Here is a 4,406-nt window from a genome sequence, read left to right as displayed (position 1 = left end):
CTCTTAACTTTCTTCCTAATGACAAGCACAACAAATACCAAACGTAAAATTTCTCCAAAACTTCTAGCTTGGCTCGATATCTTGGCAATCGGAGCATGGGGAGTTTTGATGTTAAAATATTGGTCAACAGGCAAATTAAATATATTAATACATCCAGATTATTTTTGGCTGATAATTATTGCTAGTATTGGATTACTATTAGTTGCTTTCTTTAAAGGCAAAGAACTATTACAAAAACGTCGCTACACTGAAATTGTAGGCGCCCAACATATAACAGTTTTTCCACCAGGATGGAGCAGTTCGCTATTATTATTTGCTGCGCTGCTTGGTTTTATAATAACACCCCAAGTTTTTGCTAGTCAAAGCGCTATGGATAGAAGCGTTACCGAGCTACTTGGACCAACACGTTCTCAACCTCAAGCGTTCCGTGCGTCAGTTCGTCCAGAAGAAAGGACACTTGTAGAGTGGGTAAGAACACTTAACGTTTACCCAGAGCCTGATGCTTACGCTGGGCAAAAAGCCAAAGTCCAAGGTTTTGCCATGTATCCGAATGATATTGGTAAAGAGTTTATGATGTTATCACGCTTTGTAATTACTTGTTGTGCTGCTGACGCATACCCAATAGGTTTACCAGTTAAACTTCCCGACAGTCGCGATAAATATCCAGCAGATAAATGGTTTGAAGTCGAAGGCAAAATGAGTACAGAAACCTTCTCTGGTAAACGTCACCTTACCCTCAACGCAACATCCATCAAAGAAATACCACAACCAAAAAATCCTTATAGTTCATAAATCCAAAATCAAATGGTTGCAAAGAAAAAGTCATTACTATTACCAATAGACCGAATGTCTTTAGCGCTGATATTAATAATTAGCGTATTAATTGGCATACTTATATTACAAGGTGATGTCGTTCGAGCCAGCGTTAGAAACTTTAGCTGGGAAAATCAAAAAATCGGTGCCGATGATACTTCTTTTAGTATGACGTTTAGTCGTCCAATGGATGCTAAAAGTGTTGAAAGTAACTTAAAAATTGAACCTCCACTTGCTGGTAAGTATAGTTGGGCAGGACGACGAATGGTATATACGCTCCTAATACCGGCGCCGTATGGAACAAGCTACAAAGTTAAATTAGACGGAGCAGTTGATAAGTTTGCAGCTAAACAGCGTAAAAAGCATACTCTTCAAGCTTTTTCTGGAGATTTTAGCACACACGACCGTGCTGTCATCTATATTGGTGCAACGGGAGAAGAACAGGGAAGGTTAGTAGTTTACAACTTCACTAAAACGCAAAAAAGTATCCTCACTCCTAAAGATTTGGTAGTTATGGACTTCAAACCTTACCCAGAAGGTGATAAAGTCCTATTCTCCGCGCGTGCCAAAACAAACCAAGACCAGCTCTCCAACAAAATATATACTGTCACCACTGGCATTAGTAGTCAACCTGGAAAAGAAGAACCAGCAAGTAGTGTTGATTTAGTATTGGATAGTGAAGAGTATCAAAATCTCAAGTTTGATTTATCACCCGATGGTAAAACAATAGTTATCCAACGTGGCAAGAGAAATAAACCAGGTGACTTTGGACTATGGTTTATGCCCGGGCGCAAAACGGACGAAGAAAGTAAACTTACCCGTATAGAAAGTCAACCAAGCGGAGATTTTTTAATTACCCCCGACAGTAGGGGTGTGGCTGTTGTCCAAGGACAAGGTGCAGCTATTTTGCCATTACAAAAAGATGGTAGCAGACCACTTGACTTTTTGCCTCAATTTGGACAAGTGCAAGCGTTTTCAAAAGATGGAACTCAAGCAGCAATGGTCAAGTTCAACAGCGACTTTAACAACCCGACTCGCTCATTGTTCCTAGTTACAAACCAAGGTGTAAATAAAGAGCTAATTAAAACCCCAGGCTCAGTACTTGGTTGTCAATTTGACGCAGCTTCACCTAACCTGTACTGTTTAATTACTCAATTATTACCTGGCGACCAGTTTATAGAACAACCGTATTTAATTGCTATTAACTTAAAGACTGGGCAACAAAAACCATTATTAGTACTTCCCGCAGGTCAGCGAAACATACAAATGAGTCTGGCACCCGATGGTTTAGGCTTACTATTCGACCAAGTAGTTAGTGCAGACCCAGGTGCCCCCACAACTGCTGGTTCGCTCAAAACATCATCAGGCGAAGCTATTTCCAACAGTAGTCTTTGGTTAATGCCTTTATTACCCGTCGCCGACAACTCAACTACTACCGAAATTAAACCCGAACAACTACCTTTGTCTGGATTTTACCCTCGTTGGTTACCGTAGGGTGCGTGGCGCCACCAAAAATTGTGAAACGAAGCAAGCATCTGGTGGCGCCACGCACCTGAGTTTTGCTTTAATAAGCAGTCGGTGCGTGAAGGCTACAAGTCTTGTAGCTACGTTGCTATTTTTTCGTAGCCTTCACGCACCCTACGTTTTACTTATTAAGTAGCATTCTGAGTACGAAAAGTGCTAAAAAATACTAATAAGGCTTACAAGCCCTAGGTTACTTTCTGGGTGTTCTAGGTAAAATTTTATAAAGTTATAGTATGGTAGTTTTTACCTCAGCAGTTTTAATAGGTGTAGTAGGCGCCGAAAAATCTTTGTGGCTATATAGTCGCAACCAATTTCGGAAACGTTTATACAGCAATAGTTTGTGCTTATTGGCTTCAAAATTTAAATTTGTGGGTGAAGAGTAATGAATGAAACTGACACCCCAGATAATGGGGCTTCCAAACAACCGCCTTTATCTGAGATAACTGAGATAACTGAGATAACTGTACAATCTGAGCCTGTTGATTGTCCTTTTTACTCGGTTATACCAAACCAGAATTTAACGAATACAAAGTTATCACCTGTAAACGAGGCGCCAAGTGAACAGGTCAGTAACGACGATGCCCATATATATAAACAATCATATAGCGATTCACGATACCAGGTTTTTACCCTAAATCAAGAACAGTGGGAAAGTGAAACTATCACAAATGTTGAGCAACCGCAAGAGCAAGCAGATGCTTTACCTGAGCAAAGTACACAAGTTCATGATTGGGTAGCTGAACCAGATGGCGCCCATTTGGCAGCTGTTGACGCTGAGTTTCAGCAGATGCTGGCATTAAACCACGAATTGCGAACAGCTAACGATGAACTTTATAAAAAAGTTGAAGAATTAACATCTCGTTTGGCAGAGTCAGAAAAAGCTGTGCAATTTCAGCAAAAGCGTTATAGCGTAACTGAAGCGATGCTCAAACAGCAAACGCAGGAACTTTGTGCAGTTCAAGACCAAGTTAAGTCAGTTTATCAGCAATTAGAAAACTCTTTACAAAACGTTCAACGTCAAGAAACTTTAATTGAAACTTACAAAGCTCAGTTAGAATTCAACCAGCAGCGTCTTGCTCAGTTAGAACGGGAGTGTGCTTTACTGCAAACTAACTACAGTTCGCAGTCACAACAACTTATTCAGTCTGAGACTGCTTGTAACGAGTTACGAACTAGGTTAATGCGACAGCAGCGTCAGACACTACAATTTAAAGCTGCCCTAGAAAAATGCCTTGACCCTGTTTCTTCTGGTAATGAACAGGTATCTCAAACTCAAACTACCCAACCTACAATAGATGATTCTGCTTCTTTAAAGAAATTTAAGTCGTTGTTTGTAAATGCCCAACCAATAAAACCCTGGTCTGGAGACTTAGATTCTGAGTTTGATTTTGATACTCAGCAAATAGAGGAAAATACTTCTGTTGACAATGTGATTAAATCTAATACAGATATTCCTATCCCACAGACTGAACCAACAGAACCTGTTGAGCAAACAGAACCATTAGAGGCACCACTTATATTACAAGATATACAAAGTAATACAAATAGCTTCGATGAGCAAATCGATAGCGTTATTCAAATGTACTTTGTTTCCCAGTCGGCGCCTATATCTAGTGAACCTATATCTAATGAAATAGAGAAGGAAGTTGAAAGCAAAGACGATATTTGGGATACAGTTGTAGATACAGGTTCTTTGCCAATAACCCCCGAAATAGTCATCGAACCATCTGCCCAAAATAGATCAAATACAAATACTCAAGAAATTGAAGACTACTGGGCAGAAGTTTCGCAGTTGACAAATTTAGATTTACCTGCTATCGAATCACCTCATCATCCTTCTCATAATATTGATGATGCTAATTCGCCTTCGCCTGTAGTTTACCCCAAACGCCCACCCAAAGGACGCAAATCGCTCGCCTCTGTACAACTACCTAAATTTCCACCACCACCTTAACACTCCTGCTTCTGCACTTTGTTAATTCCAAATTATGCTTTTCGACGAAACCCATTTAATGCGACTTTCACAAGGACAGCTTAATACACTGTCCAAGTGTCCAAGACTGTTTCAG

Annotated in this window: 4 protein-coding genes; all 4 read left to right on the top strand. The window is 40.1% G+C overall.

Annotated elements, in window-relative coordinates:
- The first annotated feature begins 18 nt into the window (after positions 1–18).
- The 4 genes from AC2JBO_RS43450 (at position 19) to AC2JBO_RS43435 (ending at position 4,291) form a co-directional block, all read left to right on the top strand.
- Positions 19–792: a TIGR03943 family putative permease subunit gene (locus AC2JBO_RS43450; RefSeq protein ID WP_496959824.1), complete on the top strand. Its 774-nt coding sequence runs from the start codon at positions 19–21 to the stop codon at positions 790–792.
- 12 nt (positions 793–804) lie between these two features.
- Positions 805–2,307, top strand: coding sequence for a hypothetical protein (locus AC2JBO_RS43445; RefSeq protein WP_496959823.1), 1,503 nt, complete (start codon positions 805–807; stop codon positions 2,305–2,307).
- A gap of 263 nt (positions 2,308–2,570) precedes the next feature.
- Positions 2,571–2,720, top strand: a complete 150-nt coding sequence (locus AC2JBO_RS43440) for a hypothetical protein (RefSeq protein WP_496959822.1) — start codon at positions 2,571–2,573, stop codon at positions 2,718–2,720.
- Positions 2,720–4,291 (top strand): hypothetical protein, encoded by a 1,572-nt coding sequence (locus AC2JBO_RS43435; protein ID WP_496959821.1) that lies wholly within the window; start codon positions 2,720–2,722, stop codon positions 4,289–4,291. Before AC2JBO_RS43440 ends, AC2JBO_RS43435 begins: the two co-directional genes overlap by 1 nt.
- Positions 4,292–4,406 lie beyond the last annotated feature (115 nt).

It is taken from the genome of Calothrix sp. CBUCES-K 9914 (genome assembly GCF_059640475.1).
Note: the sequence above shows the minus strand (reverse complement) of the source record. Positions and strands in the feature narration are given on the sequence as shown.